This is a genomic window from Streptomyces flavofungini, from assembly GCF_030388665.1.
Lineage (GTDB): Bacteria > Actinomycetota > Actinomycetes > Streptomycetales > Streptomycetaceae > Streptomyces > Streptomyces flavofungini_A.
Window position 1 is genome coordinate 4,880,802 of sequence record NZ_CP128846.1, and the last position, 14,679, is coordinate 4,895,480.

Below are 14,679 nucleotides of genomic sequence, written 5' to 3' on the forward strand. Positions count from 1 at the left end.
CGACCGAAAGGCTGCTCCACCCGATACGGTTACGCCTCGATCCGATTTGCGGACCGAAGTCGCGCGAAGCTTCTGGCGAGCAGGCGCGACACATGCATCTGGGAAACGCCCAATTCGGCGCTGATCTGGGACTGGGTCAGGTTGCTGTAGTAGCGGAGCAGCAGGATTCGCTGTTCCCGCTCGGGCAGTTGGACGAGCAGGTGCCGGACGAGGTCGCGGTGCTCGACGCCGTCGAGGGCCGGGTCCTCGTACCCGAGCCGGTCCAGGAGCCCGGGCAGCCCGTCGCCCTCCTGCGCGGCCTCCAGGGACGTCGCGTGGTACGAACGCCCGGCCTCGATGCAGGAGAGCACCTCCTCCTCGGTGATCCGCAGCCGCTCGGCGATCTCGGCGGTGGTGGGCGAGCGCCCGAAGGACGTGGTCAGGTCCTCCGTCGCCCCGGTGACCTGCACCCACAGCTCGTGCAGCCGCCGCGGTACGTGCACGGTGCGCACGTTGTCGCGGAAGTACCGCTTGATCTCGCCGACGACCGTGGGCATGGCGAAGGTCGGGAACTGCACGCCGCGGTCGGGGTCGAAGCGGTCGATGGCGTTGATGAGGCCGATGGTGCCGACCTGGACGACGTCCTCCATCGGCTCGTTGCGGCTGCGGAAGCGGGCGGCGGCGTAGCGCACCAGCGGCAGGTTGGCCTCGATCAGGGCGCCGCGCACCCTGGCGTGCTCGACGGTGCCCGGCTCCAGCTCCTTGAGCTGGGCGAACAGCACCTGGGTGAGGGCGCGGGTGTCGGCGCCCCTGCTGCTCGGCGCCTTGGCGGGCGGCGGCTCGGAGCGCGGTGGTTCGGTGGGCGGTGGCTCGGCGGCCTGTGCGGGCGGGGCGTCGGGGGTCCGCGCGTGCGGTGCCTCCGTGGCCCGGGCCGCCGGGGTCTCGGGCGCCTGTGCGGGCGGCGCTTCGGGCGCAGAACTGGCCGGCACGGTCAACGCCACCCCTTCTCCGGCGAGTCCGGCCGAGCTCGGTCAAGCTCGGTCGACCTCGGTCAACTCATCCGTCAAAAGCGGTCATAGCATCACAAGACATGTGCACTGTGTGCAAGCACCTGATAACTCCGTGTTGAGGGGCAAGTTGGGGCATAAGACGCGGAACGGCCCCGCACCGTTCCCGGTGCGGGGCCGTGGAAAACGTGCCGGCGGTCGCGGAACTCGCGGCGGCGGCGGCCTCAGAACTCGTAGTCGGCGATCACCCACGTGGCGAACTCGCGCCACAGTCCGACGCCCGCCTGGTGCGCCGGGTGCTCCAGGTACCGGGTGAGCGCATCGGTGTCGTCGACGGCCGAGTTGATGGCGTAGTCGTACGCGATGGGGCGCTCGGAGATGTTCCAGGCGCACTCCCAGAAGCGCAGCTCGGGGATGATCCCGCCGAGCTCCTCGAAGGCCTTGACCCCGGCGACGACACGCGGGTCGTCGCGCTCGACGCCGTCGTTGAGCTTGAAGAGGACCAGATGGCGGATCACGGGCGCTCCCTCAGTCGTCCTTGCCGCCGTTGGCGACCCAGGTCATGAAGTCGCCGATGGCCTTGGCGGCGTTCGAAATGCCCTCGAACCCTACCTGGACGTAGTCCGCGGCCTGCTCCGGGTCGGTGATGATCACGTAGAGGACGAACACCACGAGGACGAAAAGAATGATCTTTTTCGGGTCCTTCACGCTGTGGCCTCCCCTTGCCCGTTCATCCCCGAACCCCCGTGTGCGGTGTTCCGTGCCGTGTTCCGCTTGTGCCGGGCGAGTCTAACGTGGCGCGAACTCACCAGGTTTTTAAGGACCAATGACCCGGGGGCAGGGGCCCTTCGTCTGGCCGTTTCCGGTTGCGGGCGGCGCAGGATGGTGGTGAGCCCGGCGGATCTGGCAGGAATCCAAGGGCCCGGGATCGGTCTCCACTGCGGGGTCCACGCCGTCCTCTTCCCCCGGTGGCGGCGTTGACTTGGGAGTTCGGTCCTCGTCGGGGGGAGCGGCTTGTCCCCCCGATGCCGCTTCCCCCGTCCTATCGGAAGAAGGCCCCGGTGCCCTGACGGCGCCGGGGTTTTTCCGTGTCTGTTCGGTGTTCTCCGGTGCTTCTTCGGCGTTGCCGGGTGTTCTTCGGCGGCGCCCGCGCGAAATGCCGAAGCACTCGTGATCAATACCCCCGGTCCGTATGCTTGTCCGTATTACGGGGGGTGATGCATCCCATGCAGATGGTCATTCACGTACGACTGTCCGTGGCCGCGGACGAACTGCCCTGGTTTCTCGTTCCCGCCGCCGAGCCGACCCTGCGCACTCTTTTCGAACGAATGGGCGGAACACTCCAGTCCTTCAGCCTGCACCCGCCCGACGGCGTCGAGCTGTACTTCACGCTGCCCGCCGAACCGCAGCCGACCGCCGACACCGTCGAGCAGGCCCTGCGGCTGCTGCGCGGCGCCTTCGGCCTGCGCCCCGGAACCCACCAGATCGTCCCTCCGACCCGCACGGGCGCCACCGGCACCCGCCGCCTCCAGTTCGGCGGCACCCGCGGGCGCGGGCGGGTGTGCGCCGAGTGCGGCGGGGTCGACGAGCGGCACGAACGGGGGTGCCCGCGTTCCCGGAGCTGAGGGGCGGCGCGGGGCGCGCCCGGGCGGGGACGGTCCGCCGCGCGGCGGGGCGCGGGCCCCGCGGGGCGCCGGTGCGCCGCGCCGGACGGTGCGGGAACCGCAGACACCCCGGACACCCCGGACACCCCGGACGCCGCGGGCGTCAAGCGGAGCACGCGGGTCACGTGCGGCACGCGCGCCTCGGCGGCTCCCACGCGACACCTGGCAGCCGCCGCTCCCCCTCGGGTACGCCGCCAGCATCCAGGGGCTCGGCGGCTTCGCGGCCCCGCTGCTCGCGGGGGCGAGCTTCACCATGGCCGCGCTGCTCCTGCCGACCCTCGCCGCGGCCCAACCCCGCTTCGCCCGTTGGCCGGACGCGGCGGTGTCCCTGTTCATCGCCTCCGGACTCGCGCAGATCGGCGCCGTCCAGGCCGCCGTCTGGGCCCGCCGCTACGACACCCTGCCCGAGGAGCTGGCCCAGTGGTGGCCCGGCGAGGTGCGCGAAGGACGGCCGACCCGCTGGCTGCGCAACGTCCAGCGCGGCCACGCCGTCCTCAGCCTGCGCTGGGCCGACCGCACCCGCGCCTTCTACCACGCCGGGATCGTCCTCCTCCTGAGCGGCACCCTCGTCGTCGGCGTACCCCCGGGGCGGGTGCCGGGCCCCCGCTGGACCCTCATCGGCACGGCCGCCCTCGGCCTCGCCGGGGAGCTGGCCTGGCTGGTCCACGCGGCGTTCTTCGACCGCGCCCGCCGCCGCGCGGCCCAGGGCCACCTGGCGGCCGCCGTGGCGGGGCTCGTCGCGGGGGTGGCGCTGGTGCCGTCCTTCGGGGGGACGGGGCGGGTGGTGGCGGGGGTGGTGCTTGTCGGGGCCGCGGCGGGGCACGGGGTGGTGACGGTGCGGGCGGTACGCGCGGTGCGGACGTTGCGGGGGACGGCCGCGGCCTCACCGGCGATGGTGCGGTCGGCGGTGGCCCTCGGCGCGGGTGCCGCCGTGCTCGCGGCCGGTGCGGCGCTGCTCCTCACGACGGATGCGGCGCTGCTCCGGGCGGCGGTGGCGGTGGGTGCGGCGCTGGTCGCGGGGGCGCACATGGCGCGGTTCGTCGTGCTGGTGCTCGCGGAGCGGGCGGAGGACGCGGAGGACGAGTGAGACGGGAGGAGTGCGACGGGCGGAGGCGGGCGGTGTCAGGGAGTCAGAGGTCGGCTGCGCAGGAGCGGCGGCGCGGTCTCGCTCACCGCGCGGTCGGCTTCGCCGAGGGTGAGAGGCGCCCCCGCCCACCACCGACCGGCTCCACCCCGCCCGACCGCCGCCCACGCCGGTCCCGATGCCCCCGCACCCGCCACGCCCACCGCCCCCGCCCCCGCACCACCGAAGGCTCCCCGCCCCGCGCCCCCGACCGATCCCCGGCACGTACTCCGGACAGCACCCCACCCCGAACCCCGGAGTCCGCCACCCCCTGCGCCGCCCCCACCGCCCCCTCCATGTGCTCGTCGACGAGCGGCGGGGTCCCGCCGACCGCCGACTCCAGGAGGCCGGTCATCTCCTTGGGCCGGACGACGATCCGGTCCCTCTTGCCGCCCTGCACCTCGCCGAGGTGCCGCAGGTCGTCCGGGGAGAGAAGCCCGTGCAGCCCGTCCACGCGGAGCGCGACGTTCTCGCGGGAGCCGACCGTGGACGTGTTGCGGTGCGACTCCCAGTCGCTCAACAGCTCCTGGAACTCCGACCCGTGATGCCGGGTCAGCCGCTCCTGGTTCGTATGCCCGCGGAACCGGCCGGCGAGGACTTCGCCGATGAATGCGTTCGTCGTGTACGAGGCGCCCAACGAGCTCGCGGACGGACGGGCCAGCTGCGCCAGTGAGCCGTCCCCGAGCACCTCGTACGCCACCACGTCGACCGTGCCGCCGCAGTCCGCCACCACGAACCGCCGCCCCGGCCTGCGGAGGACGTTGCGCAGCGCCCGCACCGGGCCGGTCGGCGTCAGCTCCTGGACGGCGCAGTACAGCGTGGCCGTGTCCGGCTCGGGTTCGAGCAGCAGGGCGTCGTGCCCGGACGGGAAGCAGTCCGCGCACCCGGTCCAGACAGACCTGGCGTTCCGCCCGTGTGCCGGGGGCGGGCAGGTGCAGCGCGCGGCGGGCGGTGATCAGGGCGGGTCCCTCAAGACCGGCTTCCTGGTACGTGGCCGCCTGCTGGATGAGCGCGTCGGTCTCCGCCTTCAGGCCCCGGTCGACGGAGACGCCCAGCATCGCGGCGGGCACGAGGGGCGAGAGCGCGTCGAAGGTCCCGAGCCGCTGGGGGACTTCGGGCAGCGTGGCGGCGGCGGAGGCCTCGCCGTAGAGGTTCCAGGCGACGATGTCGACGCGGGTGCTCCAGCCCTCGGTGATCTCCCCGTGGACGAGCACCACGGGGTGCGCGGCGAGCACTTGGCGGACGAGGTACAGGTCGGTCTCGTGGCGGTTGAGGGGGCGCCGGAACAGGCCCGGCACGCCCGCCATCAGCTTGGGGCCCGGCAGTTCCCTGAGGGCCTCGCGCAGATGGGAGTCGAACTCGGCGTTGACCGGGTCGATCTGCGCGTGCGGGTCGCTGGCGCGGAAGAAGGGGGCGGTGAGGGCGGGGGCCCCACGCGAAACACCCCGCCGACCCAGTTTCCTGGACCAGCGGGGTGTCTGTGGCGGTAGCGGAGGGATTTGAACCCTCGGTGACTTGCGCCACACTCGCTTTCGAGGCGAGCTCCTTCGGCCGCTCGGACACGCTACCGAGAGAGATCCTAGCCCAAGGTGGGCCGTGGACCGAAATCCGTTTGGACTACCCCTCGGCGGGCGGGCCGCCGCGGTCCCGGGAGCGGGCGAAGAAGTCGGTGAGCAGCCGCGCGCCCTCCTCGGCGAGTACTCCTTCGATCACTTCGGGCCGGTGGTTGAGACGCCGGTCGCGCAGCAGGTCCCACAGGGAGCCCGCGGCACCGGCCTTGGCGTCGCGGGCGCCGTAGACGACGCGGGCGAGGCGGGACTGCTGGAGCGCGCCCGCGCACATCACGCACGGCTCCAGGGTGACGACGAGGGTGCAGCCGGGCAGCCGCCAGCCGCCGAGCTTCGCGGCGGCCCGGCGCAGCGCGAGGATCTCGGCGTGCGCGGTGGGGTCGCCCCCGGCCTCGCGTTCGTTGTGGCCGGTGGCGAGCACCGTTTCGCCGTCCGCGGACAGCACGACGGCGCCGACGGGCACGTCACCGCCCCGGACGGCCCGTCCGGCCTCGTCCAGGGCGATCCGCATCGGCGCCCGCCAGCGCTCTCGTACCGGATCTGGGAGTTGTGTCACACGGCGAACCTAACGGACGGTTTCGAGGAACTCCGCGGCTCCGAGGATGTCGGCGATCTCGTTGAGCGCGTCGCCGCTCTCCAGGCCGAGCAGGTCCTTCTCCGGCACGCCGAGGTCGCTGAGGATCTGCCTGTCCCCCAGCGGCCCGGAGGGCACGGCGTCGGCGGACGCGTCGGCGGCGTCGCCGTCGCCCTCGTCGGCCGTTTCGGACTCGCCGTCCTCCGTGCCGTCGAGGTTCAGCGCCTCCAGGGCGTCGGCCTCGGCGTCCGGGTCGCGGCCCAGCATCTCGTCGGTGAGCAGGATCTCGCCGTAGGCGCTGCGGGCGGCCGCCGCGGCGTCGGAGACGTAGATCCGAGGGTCCTCCTCGCCGTCCACACGGACGACGCCGAACCAGGCGTCTTCCTGTTCGATGAAGACGAGGACTGTGTCGTCGTCGGCGCCCGTGATGCCGGCGGCGGCCTCACGGGCCAGGTCGGTCAGATCCGACAGGGTCTCCACATCGTCGAGCTCCGTGTCGCTCGCTTCCCACCCGTCTTCGGTGCGCGCGAGCAGTGCGGCGAAGTACACCGTGACTCTCCCACTGTTCATAGGCGCCGGTTGGGGGTCCCCCCGGCGGACGTCGGCGGCGGGAGTGCTGTTCCAAGCCCCGCCCACTCGGAATCGTGGCAGAAACAACGGCTTCAGGAGAGGTCTTCGGACCGCTGTGTCCGCGTCGCGTTGCGAATCACAGGCCGCTTTCGGACCGCGGCCCCCTCGCGGCTACCAGCGGAACGTACGCATACGCATCGCCTGCCGCAGTCGGGCCGCCCGTGCGCGGCGTGGTGTCACCCGGGCCCGCAGCTCGCGGGCCTCGGTCAACTCGTGCAGGAACTGGGCACGGCGCCTGCGCCGCTCGGCTTCCGTCTCGCGCCGTCTGCGGCGCTCGGCGTCGCTCTCCCGCTCTTCCCGGTCGGGCATAGGCCACACCACCCCAGCTCGTACGTCCACCTTCCCCCCGTGGCCGGGGTTGATGCCAGCGCGGGGGGATCAGGGGGCCGCTTCGCCCGGTTACTGTTGAACAATGCGGATCCACGTCGTCGACCACCCGCTGGTGGCGCACAAACTCACCACGCTGCGCGACAAGCGCACCGACTCCCCGACCTTCCGGCGCCTGGCCGACGAGCTGGTCACCCTGCTCGCGTACGAGGCCACCCGGGACGTGCGCACCGAGCAGGTCGACATCGAGACCCCCGTGGTCGGGACGACCGGCGTCAAGCTGTCGCATCCGCGGCCGCTGGTCGTGCCGATCCTGCGCGCCGGTCTCGGCATGCTCGACGGCATGGTCCGCCTGCTCCCGACGGCCGAGGTCGGCTTCCTCGGCATGATCCGCAACGAGGAGACGCTGGAGGCGTCCACGTACGCGACCCGGATGCCGGAGGACCTCTCCGGCCGTCAGGTCTACGTCCTCGACCCGATGCTCGCCACCGGCGGCACGCTGGTCGCGGCGATCCAGGAGCTCATCAAGCGCGGCGCGGACGACGTGACCGCCGTGGTCCTGCTCGCCGCCCCCGAGGGCGTCGAGGTCATGGAGCGCGAGCTCGCGGGCACGCCGGTGACGGTCGTGACGGCGGCGGTCGACGAGCGCCTCAACGAGAACGGCTACATCGTGCCGGGGCTCGGCGACGCGGGTGACCGCATGTACGGGACGGCCGAGTAGCCGTCGTACGGGAAGGGAACTGCTGAGCCGCCTTCGGCGCTCAGCAGTTCTTGCCGTCCGACCGGTCGCCCTTCGCGGGCTCCGGCGCGGGCGCGGCCAGTGCCGCCAGGGCCTTGTCGGCGTCCGCCTTCCTCGTCAGGTCCTTGAACTTGCTGCCGAGGATCAGATCGACCTCACCGCCCTTGCGGGCGTCCGTCTGCCGGGCCGCGCCCTTGAGCTGGGCGGCGAGCACCGGCAGCGCGGTGTCGGCGGCGGACTTCGCGCCGAGCACTATCCCCGGCCCCTCGACCTTCTTGTCGAACGCCTTCGTCGCGTTGTCCACGTCGCCGATGGCGAAGCCGCGCTTCCTCAGCTCGGCCGCGGTGTCCTTGGCGAGGCCGTCGCGCTGGGTGGCGTTGAAGACGTTGACGGTGATCTGGCGGGGCTGGGGGAAAGCTTTCGGCTTGATCTTGCGGGCCGCGTCGGCCGTCGCCGGTCTCGTCGCGCAGTCCTTCGCCCCGCCCGCCGCCGACGCCTTGTCGTCGCCGGAGAACACGTCGATGAGCTGGAGGCTGCCCCAGCCGAGCAGCCCGGCCACGGCGAGCGACGCGACGGCCCCGAGCACGATCCGGCGACGGCCGCTCGGACGGCGCATTCGCGGGTATTTGTCCCCCGTGATGCGGTACTTGCCGCCCATGCCGGGGGGAGTGAGCATGCTCATGGGCGCAGCGTAGTGCCGCGCGGCGGTGATTCCTACTAAATGATCATTGCTCGGCGGCAAGGCCAACCCAAAAGGGCCAACGCGGCCGGGGCCCGGCTCAGTCCAGTTCGAGAACGCGGGCGTGCAGCACCTGGCGCTGCTGGAGCGCGGCGCGGACGGCGCGGTGCAGGCCGTCCTCCAGGTACAGATCGCCCTGCCACTTCACGACGTGCGCGAAGAGGTCGCCGTAGAACGTGGAGTCCTCGGCGAGCAGCGTTTCCAGGTCCAGCTGGCCCTTGGTGGTCACGAGCTGATCGAGGCGGACCGGGCGCGGCGCGACGTCCGCCCACTGCCGGGTGCTTTCCCGGCCGTGGTCGGGGTACGGCCGGCCGTTTCCGATGCGCTTGAAGATCACACGGAAAGCCTACCGGTCAAGTCTCTCCGGGCGCAGCCATGGCGGCCGAGTGCGATCCTCGGAAATGACGCCGGAAACCGGGACAAACCCGGAACTCTCAAGCCGAGAGCAGGGGCCGAAGTGAGCGACAGCCAGCCGATGCCGTCCACACCCGATGGCGGAAACCGCCCGAACGAGTCCGTGTCCGACGCGTCGGTGACGCCGTCCGAGCTGCCCCCGGAGGCCGCCGGCATCGCCGCCGGGTACGCCTTCGAAGGCCCCGCACTCGACCTCGGTGCCCTGCTGTGGGACGGGCAGTGCCTGCCGGGGGCGCAGGTGCGCGTCCCGCTGCCGATGCTCAACCGGCACGGCCTCGTCGCGGGCGCCACCGGCACCGGCAAGACCAAGACCCTCCAGCTGATCGCCGAGCAGCTGTCCGCCCAGGGCGTGCCCGTCTTCCTCGCCGACATCAAGGGCGACGTGTCGGGGATCTCGGCGCCCGGCGAGGCCGACGAGCGGGTCACGGGGCGGGCCAGGGACGTGGGGCAGGAGTGGGCGGCGCGCGGGTGCCCGAGTCAGTTCTACGCCCTCGGCGGGATCGGCACCGGGATCCCCGTGCGGGCCACGATCACCAGCTTCGGCCCCGTGCTGCTCTCGAAGGTGCTCCAGCTGAACCAGACCCAGGAGCAGTCGCTCGGCCTGATCTTCCACTACGCCGACCAGAAGGGCCTAGAACTCGTCGACCTGAAGGACCTGCGCGCCGTCGTCACCTTCCTCACGTCGGACGAGGGCAAGCCCGAGCTGAAGGCGGTCGGCGGTCTGTCCACGGCGACCGCCGGGGTCATCCTTCGGGCGCTGACGGCGTTCGAGGCGCAGGGGATGGGGGACTTCTTCGGGGAGCCGGAGTTCGACACGCGGGAGCTGCTGGGCGGAGCCACCGCCGGTGCCGGAGCGGACGCACCGGGCCTCGTCTCCGTACTCGAACTGCCCTCCGTGCAGGACAAACCCGCCCTCTTCTCCACCTTCCTGATGTGGCTCCTCGCCGACCTGTACCACGACCTGCCCGAGGTCGGGGATGTGGACAAGCCCAAGCTCGTGTTCTTCTTCGACGAGGCGCACCTGCTGTTCAGCGGCGCCTCGAAGGCGTTCCTGGAGTCCGTCACGCAGACCGTGCGGCTGATCCGGTCCAAGGGCGTCGGCGTCTTCTTCGTCACCCAGACCCCGAAGGACGTGCCCGCTGACGTGCTCGCGCAGCTCGGCAACCGGGTGCAGCACGCGCTGCGCGCCTTCACGCCCGAGGACGAGAAGGCCCTCAAGGCGACGGTGCGTACGTTCCCGAAGTCCGCGTACGACCTGGAGGAGACCCTCACCGGCATCGGCACCGGCGAGGCCGTCGTCACCGTGCTCAGCGAGAAGGGCGCGCCCACGCCGGTCGCGGTCACGCGGCTGCGGGCGCCGCAGTCGCTGATGGGGCCGATCCCGGCGGCGGACCTGGAGCGGGCCGTCCGCGAGTCGCCGCTGTACGGGCGGTACGCGGAGGCGGTGGACCGGGAGTCGGCGTACGAGCGGCTGAGCGCGCGGGAGGCCGAGCGGGCCGCCGCGTCCGCGTCCGCTTCGCAAGAGGCCTCGCGTGCGGCGGAGCCGAAGGCGAAGCCGGCGTCGAAGGAGGGCGGGGGCGGGGTCGTCGAGCAGGTGATGGGCAGCGGGATGTTCAAGTCGCTGCTGCGGTCGATGGGGACGCAGATCGGCCGGGAGATCTCGCGGTCGGTCTTCGGCACGGCGAAGCGCCGGCGCTAGCGGCGGGGCACTCCGGGTCGGGTCGGGGGCTCCGGTCGGGCGCCGCCCCGGTCAGGCGCCGCCCTGGTCGGGTGGCGGCCCGTGTCGTGCGGTCGCGCAGGACGGCTATGCCTTCGCGGCCTTGGCCGCCTTCGCCGCCGCCTTCATCTCCTGCTTGTGCGCGCGGACCTTCTGCAGCGACTCGGGCCCCGTGATGTCCGCGACGGACCGGAACGCCTTCGGCTCCCCGTACGCCCCGGCCGCCTCCTGCCAGCCCTTGGGCCGCACGCCGAGCTGCTTGCCGAGCAGGGCCAGGAAGATCTGAGCCTTCTGCTTGCCGAACCCGGGCAGCTCGTTCAGGCGCCGCAGCAGCTCACGGCCGTCGGCCGCGTCCCGCCAGACGGCCTCCGCGTCGCCCTCGTAGTGCTCCACGAGGTACTGGCACAGCTTCTGCACGCGCCCGGCCATCGCGCCCGGGTAGCGGTGCACGGCGGGCTTGGCGGAGAGCAGCTCGACGAAGGCGTCCGGGTCGTACGCCGCGATGTCGTGGGCGTCGAGGTCGTCCGCCCCCATGCGCCGGGCGATCGTGTACGGACCCGCGAAGGCCCACTCCATGGGCACCTGCTGGTCCAGGAGCATCCCTACGAGCGCGGCCAGCGGGCTGCGGCTCAGCAGCGCGTCGGCCTCTTCTTGCTGGGCGAGGTGCAGCGTGGCGTCCATGGGGCGATCATCTCGCGGGTGCGGGGGGTTCGCAGGGCGGCGCGTGCGGGCGGGTGCGCGGGCGGGGCGGGCGGCGGTGGACTCACGGGCGGGCGGCGGTGCGGTCGGGGTCCGGCCGTGGCACGGGGGCGGCGTCCGGAAAAGCGGGTGCGGGCGGGGCGGGCCGCCGCCTAGCCTGGAGGCATGTCTACGCCCCGCATCTCCTAGCCAGGACACACGCCTCCACGCCACCCGTGTGTCCTTTCGCTATTGCGGAGCGTTTCCCCATGCTTTCTGTATGTGACGTCGACCTGCGCGTCGGCGCCCGGACCCTGCTGTCCGGCATCTCCTTCCACGTGGGCCCCGGCGACCGCGTCGGCCTGGTCGGCCGTAACGGCGCGGGCAAGTCCACCCTCCTGAAGACCCTCGCCGGGCAGGCCCCGCACGCCACCGGCACCATCACCCGCACCGGCTCCCTCGGTCACCTCGCCCAGGACCCGGCCGCCGCCGACCCCGCGGCCACCGTCACCGACCGGATCCTGTCCGCGCGCGGCCTCGACGAGGCGGTGCGCGCGCTCCGGGACGCCGAGGCGGCCCTGGCCGACGGCGGCGTGCGGGGCGAGTCGGCCGCGCTCGCCGCCTACGCCCGCGCCGACGACGCCTTCCAGGCCCGCGGTGGCTACGCGGCCGAGGCCGAGGCCGCCCGGGTCGCGGCCGGGCTCGGCCTGCCCGAGCGGGTGCTCGGGCAGCCCGTGGGCGAGCTCTCGGGCGGGCAGCGGCGGCGCGTCGAACTCGCCCGGATGCTGTTCTCGCGCCACGACACCCTGCTGCTCGACGAGCCCACCAACCACCTCGACCGGGACTCGGTGGAGTGGCTGCGGGCGTTCCTGCGCACCTACCCGGGCGGAGTCGTCCTGGTCAGCCACGACGTGACGCTGCTCGCCGACGTCGTCAACCGCGTCTTCCACCTCGACCCCGGCCGCGCCGCCCTCGACGTCCACAACACCACCTGGCCCGCCTACCTCGCCCAGCGCGCCGCCGACGAGCGCCGCCGCGCCCGCGAGCGCGCCAACGCCGAGCGGAAGGCCACCGCCCTGCGCACCCAGGCCGACCGGATGCGCGCCCACGTCGCCACCGCGACCGCCGCGAAGAACATGGCGCGCCGCGCCGACCGGCTGCTCGCGGGCACCGAACCCGCGCGGCGCGGCGAGAAGGTCGCCCGCATCCGGCTCCCCGAACCCGCCCCCTGCGGCCGCATGCCCCTCGGCGCCGTCAGCCTGGAGAAGGCGTACGGGACCCTGAAGGTGCTGCACGGCGTCGACCTCGCCGTGGACCGGGGCAGCCGTCTGGTGGTGCTCGGGTTCAACGGGGCCGGGAAGACGACGCTGCTCCGCCTCCTCGCCGGGCGCGAGACACCGGACGCGGGCCGGGTCGTGCGCGGGCACGGGCTGCGCATCGGGTACTTCGGGCAGGAACACGACACCCTGGACGGGGAGTCGACCGTGCGGGAGAACCTCGCGGCGGCCGCGCCGGGACTGACCGACGGCGAGGTGCGGCGGGTGCTGGGGTCGTTCCTGTTCACCGGCGATGACGCGGACAAGCCCGCCAAGGTGCTCTCCGGCGGCGAGAAGACCCGGCTCGCCCTGGCCGGACTCGTCCACTCCGGCGCCAACGTGCTGCTCCTGGACGAGCCCACCAACAACCTCGACCCCGCCTCCCGCGACGAGGTGCTGGCCGCCGTCGGGACGTACCCCGGGGCGATCGTGATGGTCACCCACGACGAGGGCGCGCTCGACGCCCTGCGCCCCGACCGGGTCCTCGTCCTGCCCGACGGGACCGAGGACCTGTGGAGCACGGAGTACCGGGAGCTGGTGTCCCTCGCCTGAGGCCGGAGGCCTGAGGCCTGCCGCCTGAGGCCCGGCGGCGGGCGGTGGGAAACTCGCGCGCCGGGCGCCCGGGGCGTGTGTTTCCATGCCCGGATGAGCGACCGACGCGAGGGTGCCGAAGCCGTGGATCTTCTTGTACGGGGACGGGCCCCCGCCGACCTCGACGCCTGCGCGCACGTCCTCGCCGACGTGCACGCCGGCGACGGCTACCCCACCAACTGGCCCGCCGACCCGGCCGGTTGGCTGACGCCGTCCGGCCTGCTCGGGGCCTGGGTGGCCGAGGCCGACGGGGACGTCGTCGGGCACGTCGCGCTCTGTGGGCCGGCGGCGGACGACGTGGCGCCCGGGATGTGGGGCGCGCGGGACGGCTCCACGGCAGTGGTCAGCCGGTTGTTCGTGGGGTCGACGGCACGGGGGCGGGGGATCGGCGCGGTGCTCCTCGACCGGGTGGCGGGGGCGGCGCGGGAGCGGGGGCTGTGGCCGGTGCTCGACGTGGTGGCCACGGACACCGGGGCCGTGGCGCTGTACGAGCGCGCGGGCTGGGAGCTGCTCGGGGTCGGCGAGCAGCGGTGGAGCGCGCGGCAGACGGTGCGGGTGCGGTGTTACGCGGGTCCGGGGTCGGCGTCGGCGGCAGGGCCGGGGTCGGCGTCGGCTTAGGCCGTCCCGCTCGTCACGCCCGCCTCGGCTGTCATGTCCGCCCCACTGGACCCGTCCGCCCCGCTCGCCTCCGCCGCCGCGTCCCGCAGCGCCCCCAGGAACGCCCGCAGCACCGGCCCCCGCGGCGCCGTCGCCCGTACCGCCGCCCAGATCGACCGCACCGGCTCCGGATCGCGGACCTCGCGTACGACCCACGCGGGACGGCCCCCGTCCGTGCCCGGCGCCGTGACCAGGCCCATCTCCGGCACCAGGGCGACGCCCACCCCGGCGGCCACGAACCCCTGCGCGGTGGCGTAGTCCCCGCTCTCCACCACGAAGTCCGGGGTGAACCCGGCCGACCCGCACGCGTCGAGGACCGCGTCCAGGCAGGGGCCCGGCAACTCGCTGCCGACGAAGGGCTCTTCGGCGAGGTCGCTGAGCCGCAGCTCCGGGCGGGCGGCGAGGGGGTGGGCCGGGGGAAGGACGGCGCGGTAGCGGTCGTCCAGGAGGTGGACGAAGCGGATGCCGTCGACCGGGGGCGCGTCGTGGCGCCGGACCACGAGGGCCACGTCCGTGCGGCCCGCCTTCACCTCGGGCAGCGGGTCGTCCGGGTCGGTGAGGCGCAACTCGGCCCGCACGCCGGGGTGTTCGCGGCGCAGCCGGGCCAGGGCGGGCGCGGCGACGCGGGCGCCCGCGGTGGCGAAGTACCGTACCGAGATCCGGCCCGTGCGGCCTGCCCGCAGGTCGGCGAGGGCTGTCTCCGCGCGGGCGACGTGCAGGCCGATGGAGGTCGCGCAGTCGGCCAGGAGCAGCCCGGCGTCCGTGGGCCGCACCCCGCGTCCGGTGCGCTCCAGGAGCGGGGTGCCCGCCTCCTTCTCCAGGGCCGCCATCTGCTGGCTGACCGCGGACGGGGTGTAGCCGAGGTGCCGGGCCGCCGCGGTGACCGAGCCGCTGGTGACGACCGCCCGCAGGATCTGCATGCGCCGCATGTCGAGCATGCCGCCAGCGTACGCCCC

The 14,679-nt window shown here is 73.5% G+C and carries 17 protein-coding genes and 1 tRNA gene; 6 read left to right on the plus strand and 12 right to left on the minus strand.

The window, feature by feature from the left end; all coding sequences use genetic code 11:
* Nucleotides 1-29: 29 nt before the first annotated feature.
* From QUY26_RS20495 to QUY26_RS20505, 3 genes are all read right to left on the minus strand, one after another.
* The gene (locus tag QUY26_RS20495) at nt 30-968 is read right to left on the minus strand and encodes an RNA polymerase sigma factor SigF (protein ID WP_436840371.1); all 939 of its coding nucleotides are present in this window, start codon (nt 966-968) and stop codon (nt 30-32) included.
* Nucleotides 969-1,210: 242 nt separating this feature from the next.
* The gene (locus QUY26_RS20500; protein ID WP_030357900.1) at nt 1,211-1,504 is read right to left on the minus strand and encodes a Dabb family protein; all 294 of its coding nucleotides are present in this window, start codon (nt 1,502-1,504) and stop codon (nt 1,211-1,213) included.
* Nucleotides 1,505-1,514: 10 nt separating this feature from the next.
* Complete coding sequence (locus QUY26_RS20505; RefSeq protein ID WP_289948759.1) at nt 1,515-1,694, minus strand: hypothetical protein; 180 nt, start codon at nt 1,692-1,694, stop codon at nt 1,515-1,517.
* Nucleotides 1,695-2,212: 518 nt separating this feature from the next.
* Between QUY26_RS20505 and QUY26_RS20510 the strand changes: the two genes are divergently transcribed.
* Together QUY26_RS20510 and QUY26_RS20515 are read left to right on the plus strand one after the other, a co-directional pair.
* Nucleotides 2,213-2,611 carry a hypothetical protein gene (locus tag QUY26_RS20510; protein ID WP_289948760.1) on the plus strand — a complete coding sequence of 133 codons (399 nt, stop codon included), beginning with the start codon at nt 2,213-2,215 and terminating at the stop codon, nt 2,609-2,611.
* 292 nt (nt 2,612-2,903) lie between these two features.
* Nucleotides 2,904-3,737 (plus strand): hypothetical protein, encoded by an 834-nt coding sequence (locus QUY26_RS20515; RefSeq protein WP_289948761.1) that lies wholly within the window; start codon nt 2,904-2,906, stop codon nt 3,735-3,737.
* A gap of 82 nt (nt 3,738-3,819) precedes the next feature.
* On the opposite strand, the gene QUY26_RS20520 is transcribed toward QUY26_RS20515, so the two are convergent.
* From QUY26_RS20520 to QUY26_RS20540, 5 genes are all read right to left on the minus strand, one after another.
* The gene (locus tag QUY26_RS20520; RefSeq protein ID WP_289948763.1) at nt 3,820-4,551 is read right to left on the minus strand and encodes a hypothetical protein; all 732 of its coding nucleotides are present in this window, start codon (nt 4,549-4,551) and stop codon (nt 3,820-3,822) included.
* A 703-nt stretch (nt 4,552-5,254) separates the two neighbouring features.
* Nucleotides 5,255-5,342 (minus strand) — tRNA-Ser (locus tag QUY26_RS20525).
* A 48-nt stretch (nt 5,343-5,390) separates the two neighbouring features.
* A complete protein-coding gene (gene tadA, locus QUY26_RS20530) occupies nt 5,391-5,852 on the minus strand; it encodes a tRNA adenosine(34) deaminase TadA (protein WP_289955867.1) in 462 nt (153 codons plus the stop codon).
* Between the two features lie 54 nt (nt 5,853-5,906).
* The gene (locus QUY26_RS20535) at nt 5,907-6,464 is read right to left on the minus strand and encodes a tRNA adenosine deaminase-associated protein (RefSeq protein ID WP_289955868.1); all 558 of its coding nucleotides are present in this window, start codon (nt 6,462-6,464) and stop codon (nt 5,907-5,909) included.
* Nucleotides 6,465-6,656: 192 nt separating this feature from the next.
* Nucleotides 6,657-6,854, minus strand: a complete 198-nt coding sequence (locus QUY26_RS20540) for a hypothetical protein (protein ID WP_289948765.1) — start codon at nt 6,852-6,854, stop codon at nt 6,657-6,659.
* A 103-nt stretch (nt 6,855-6,957) separates the two neighbouring features.
* Between QUY26_RS20540 and upp the strand changes: the two genes are divergently transcribed.
* Nucleotides 6,958-7,593: a uracil phosphoribosyltransferase gene (gene upp, locus QUY26_RS20545; RefSeq protein ID WP_289948767.1), complete on the plus strand. Its 636-nt coding sequence runs from the start codon at nt 6,958-6,960 to the stop codon at nt 7,591-7,593.
* 40 nt (nt 7,594-7,633) lie between these two features.
* Here the strand turns inward: upp and QUY26_RS20550 are convergent, their stop codons facing one another.
* The gene (locus tag QUY26_RS20550) at nt 7,634-8,293 is read right to left on the minus strand and encodes a LytR C-terminal domain-containing protein (RefSeq protein WP_289948768.1); all 660 of its coding nucleotides are present in this window, start codon (nt 8,291-8,293) and stop codon (nt 7,634-7,636) included.
* A gap of 97 nt (nt 8,294-8,390) precedes the next feature.
* Nucleotides 8,391-8,687 (minus strand): type II toxin-antitoxin system VapB family antitoxin, encoded by a 297-nt coding sequence (locus QUY26_RS20555; RefSeq protein WP_003999914.1) that lies wholly within the window; start codon nt 8,685-8,687, stop codon nt 8,391-8,393.
* 120 nt (nt 8,688-8,807) lie between these two features.
* Between QUY26_RS20555 and QUY26_RS20560 the strand changes: the two genes are divergently transcribed.
* Entirely contained in the window at nt 8,808-10,463 is a 1,656-nt protein-coding gene (locus tag QUY26_RS20560; RefSeq protein ID WP_289948770.1) for a helicase HerA-like domain-containing protein, read from the plus strand.
* Nucleotides 10,464-10,568: 105 nt separating this feature from the next.
* Here QUY26_RS20560 and QUY26_RS20565 read toward each other — a convergent pair whose 3' ends face one another.
* Nucleotides 10,569-11,162: an HhH-GPD-type base excision DNA repair protein gene (locus tag QUY26_RS20565; protein WP_289948771.1), complete on the minus strand. Its 594-nt coding sequence runs from the start codon at nt 11,160-11,162 to the stop codon at nt 10,569-10,571.
* A 266-nt stretch (nt 11,163-11,428) separates the two neighbouring features.
* On the opposite strand from QUY26_RS20565, the gene QUY26_RS20570 reads away from it, so the two are divergent.
* Nucleotides 11,429-13,027, plus strand: coding sequence for an ABC-F family ATP-binding cassette domain-containing protein (locus QUY26_RS20570; RefSeq protein WP_289948775.1), 1,599 nt, complete (start codon nt 11,429-11,431; stop codon nt 13,025-13,027).
* A 93-nt stretch (nt 13,028-13,120) separates the two neighbouring features.
* Nucleotides 13,121-13,684, plus strand: a complete 564-nt coding sequence (locus QUY26_RS20575; RefSeq protein WP_289948777.1) for a GNAT family N-acetyltransferase — start codon at nt 13,121-13,123, stop codon at nt 13,682-13,684.
* On the opposite strand, the gene QUY26_RS20580 is transcribed toward QUY26_RS20575, so the two are convergent.
* Entirely contained in the window at nt 13,681-14,661 is a 981-nt protein-coding gene (locus QUY26_RS20580; RefSeq protein WP_289948779.1) for a LysR family transcriptional regulator, read from the minus strand. The genes QUY26_RS20575 and QUY26_RS20580 overlap by 4 nt on opposite strands.
* Nucleotides 14,662-14,679 lie beyond the last annotated feature (18 nt).

What these genes read in the sequence shown, in the direction of transcription:
- QUY26_RS20510 (WP_289948760.1), top strand. Translation starts at nt 2,213, where the DNA reads ATGCAGATGGTCATTCACGTACGACTGTCCGTGGCCGCGGACGAACTG.
- QUY26_RS20515 (WP_289948761.1), top strand. Translation starts at nt 2,904, where the DNA reads ATGGCCGCGCTGCTCCTGCCGACCCTCGCCGCGGCCCAACCCCGCTTC.
- tadA (WP_289955867.1), bottom strand. Translation starts at nt 5,852, where the DNA reads ATGCGGATCGCCCTGGACGAGGCCGGACGGGCCGTCCGGGGCGGTGAC.
- QUY26_RS20540 (WP_289948765.1), bottom strand. Translation starts at nt 6,854, where the DNA reads ATGCCCGACCGGGAAGAGCGGGAGAGCGACGCCGAGCGCCGCAGACGG.
- upp (WP_289948767.1), top strand. Translation starts at nt 6,958, where the DNA reads ATGCGGATCCACGTCGTCGACCACCCGCTGGTGGCGCACAAACTCACC.
- QUY26_RS20550 (WP_289948768.1), bottom strand. Translation starts at nt 8,293, where the DNA reads ATGAGCATGCTCACTCCCCCCGGCATGGGCGGCAAGTACCGCATCACG.
- QUY26_RS20565 (WP_289948771.1), bottom strand. Translation starts at nt 11,162, where the DNA reads ATGGACGCCACGCTGCACCTCGCCCAGCAAGAAGAGGCCGACGCGCTG.
- QUY26_RS20570 (WP_289948775.1), top strand. Translation starts at nt 11,429, where the DNA reads ATGCTTTCTGTATGTGACGTCGACCTGCGCGTCGGCGCCCGGACCCTG.
- QUY26_RS20575 (WP_289948777.1), top strand. Translation starts at nt 13,121, where the DNA reads ATGAGCGACCGACGCGAGGGTGCCGAAGCCGTGGATCTTCTTGTACGG.
- QUY26_RS20580 (WP_289948779.1), bottom strand. Translation starts at nt 14,661, where the DNA reads ATGCTCGACATGCGGCGCATGCAGATCCTGCGGGCGGTCGTCACCAGC.